Origin of the sequence: Mesorhizobium sp. B283B1A (assembly GCF_020165735.1) — a bacterium.
Classification (GTDB): Bacteria; Pseudomonadota; Alphaproteobacteria; order Rhizobiales; family Rhizobiaceae; genus Mesorhizobium; species Mesorhizobium opportunistum.
The window spans coordinates 175,001-177,500 of the sequence record NZ_JAIUIQ010000009.1 but is presented as its reverse complement, the minus strand read 5'-3'; the positions used below and the strand labels follow the sequence as shown (position 1 = coordinate 177,500).

Below are 2,500 nucleotides of genomic sequence, written 5' to 3'. Positions count from 1 at the left end.
CGTGTCTGCGGGAACGCCCTTCGCCGGATCCCGTTGAAGTTCGGCCAGCCGCCCCGGGATTTCCTCGCGCAGCCACTTCTCCCGCTCCGCCTCGAAGTCCTCGAGCATACGCAGGCCGGCGCGGACAACCTCACTGGCATTGTTGTAGCGACCTGATTCGAGCTGCTTCCTGATGAAGCTCTCGTAGCGGTCATTCAAAGCGTAATTGGGCATGGCAACCTCCGGGGAAAATATGGGGGCATACGATGCATATGGCAATAGATGTCAACTGTTGGCAGTTATGTTCGATTCGGGCCCTCATCGGCGACATGATTCCCCTCGGTGACGTGATTCTCTCAAACACAGGATCGCATCGCTGATTCGGCATGATTGAGAACGCGGCCAGGCGACGCCAGCGAGATCGAGGGTTGGCGCGTGAAACCGATGGGCAGCCCGTTGGCGCGAGTACCTAAGCCGGCTGGTTTCCAAGCCCAACCGGCTAACCTCATGCCGCATCGGCAGGGACCACGCGCCGATCAGCAATCCTCGTCAGCCGACGCGCCAAAAGCAAAAAAGCCCGGCGCAATGGACGAGCCGGGCTTGAAATATTTAATACGGAGAGAGAAGCCTGATCCTGCGGTCGAGTGCCTGAGTTGTGTTCGGCGTTGGCTCGCCTTGTTATGGGCCACCGATTCGGAGCGAATCGCTGGCGTCGCCAGCAAGCCGGCCCGCCCACTTGGAGTTTGGCGGGCGATTTTGGTTGCTGGGACAGGCTTTGACTTTTTTGTCCCGGGGTTGGCTTTGCCTCGAAGCGGGCGCAGTTGATGGGGTTCGGCTCGAGCGGCCGCCAGACATGCAAACGGCCCGCTTGAGCGGGCCGTTTTAAGTTTGGTTGCGGGGACAGGATTTGAACCTGTGACCTTCAGGTTATGAGCCTGACGAGCTACCGGGCTGCTCCACCCCGCGTCAACCCTAAGCAAGCGTTTGCTTGCTGATCTAAGCAAGCGTTTGCCTGCTTTGGACGTAAGCCGATGCCTATGACTAGGATGGCCTACAGATAGGTAGATGGCTCACCAAATGAAAGGGCCGCTTTCGCGGCCCGTGGTTTCCCGATTGGCGGGCCATGTTCGTAAAGAGAAGATTTAGAACGTGCGTTTGGCAGACCTGGCAGCGACCTACTCTCCCGCGTCTTGAGACGAAGTACCATCAGCGCTGGAGCGTTTCACGGCCGAGTTCGGAATGGGATCGGGTGCAGCCGCTCCGCCATAACCACCAGGTCGGCAAAACGCACGTTGTTTTCGAGAAGCTGGGTTAGGGATTAGGCAGCAGGCAATAGTGAGTAGGGGATACCCGCTCGCTATTGGCTTGTGCCGTTTGCCCGTCTTTCCGTGCCAATGGCGACGTTCATTGCAGGGCGCCCGGGCGTAAGCCCGCAAGCGCGACTGCGCGTCGCCGGTTTTCCGGCGCCCTCGCGGAGCATAGGCCCCAGAGGGGCCGCTCATGCGTGAGCGCTGGCCAGATCATCGTGTTCACGATGAGCATAAGGAATGAGAACGATCAAGCCGATCGAACTATTAGTACCGGTAAGCTTCAAGCGTTGCCGCTCTTCCACACCCGGCCTATCAACGTGGTCGTCTTCCACGGTTCTCAGGGAATACTCGTTTTAAGGTGGGTTTCCCGCTTAGATGCCTTCAGCGGTTATCCCGTCCGGATATAGCTACCCTGCTATGCGGCTGGCGCCACAACAGGTCCACCAGAGATCCGTCCATCCCGGTCCTCTCGTACTAGGGACAGATCCTTTCAATATTCCTACACCCACGGCAGATAGGGACCGAACTGTCTCACGACGTTCTGAACCCAACTCACGTACCGCTTTAAATGGCGAACAGCCATACCCTTGGGACCTGCTCCAGCCCCAGGATGCGATGAGTCGACATCGAGGTGCCAAACAACCCCGTCGATATGGACTCTTGGGGGTCATCAGCCTGTTATCCCCGGCGTACCTTTTATCCGTTGAGCGATGGCCCTTCCACGCGGGACCACCGGATCACTATGACCGACTTTCGTCTCTGCTCGACTTGTCAGTCTCGCAGTCAGGCAGGCTTATGCCATTGCACTCAGCGAACGATTTCCGACCGTTCTGAGCCCACCATCGCGCGCCTCCGTTACTCTTTAGGAGGCGACCGCCCCAGTCAAACTACCCACCATACATTGTCCCGGACCCGGATAACGGGCCGCGGTTAGACATCCATAGTAATAAGGGTGGTATTTCAAGGGTGGCTCCACCTGAGCTGGCGCCCAGGTTTCAAAGCCTACCACCTATCCTACACATGCCACTACGAATGCCAATGTAAAGCTATAGTAAAGGTGCACGGGGTCTTTCCGTCTAACCGCAGGAACCCCGCATCTTCACGGGGAATTCAATTTCACTGAGTCTATGCTGGAGACAGCGGGGAAGTCGTTACGCCATTCGTGCAGGTCGGAACTTACCCGACAAGGAATTTCGCTACCTTAGGACCGT

Annotated in this window: 1 protein-coding gene, 1 tRNA gene and 2 rRNA genes (2 of these 4 cut by a window edge); all 4 read right to left on the bottom strand. The window is 57.6% G+C overall.

All coding sequences use genetic code 11. From position 1 onward, the window contains the following. Positions 1–213: the 5' portion of a type II toxin-antitoxin system ParD family antitoxin gene (locus tag LB577_RS10275; RefSeq protein ID WP_224686619.1), read on the bottom strand. The gene continues 54 nt to the left of window position 1, outside the view; 213 of the gene's 267 nt are visible here — the first part of the coding sequence; it begins with the start codon at positions 211–213; its stop codon lies beyond the left edge, outside the window. A 655-nt stretch (positions 214–868) separates the two neighbouring features. Beyond that, a tRNA-Met gene (locus tag LB577_RS10270) sits at positions 869–945 on the bottom strand. Positions 946–1,141: 196 nt separating this feature from the next. Further along, positions 1,142–1,256 (bottom strand): 5S ribosomal RNA (rrf, locus tag LB577_RS10265). 276 nt (positions 1,257–1,532) lie between these two features. Beyond that, positions 1,533–2,500: ribosomal RNA gene (locus LB577_RS10260) — 23S ribosomal RNA — on the bottom strand (it continues 1,854 nt past the right edge of the window).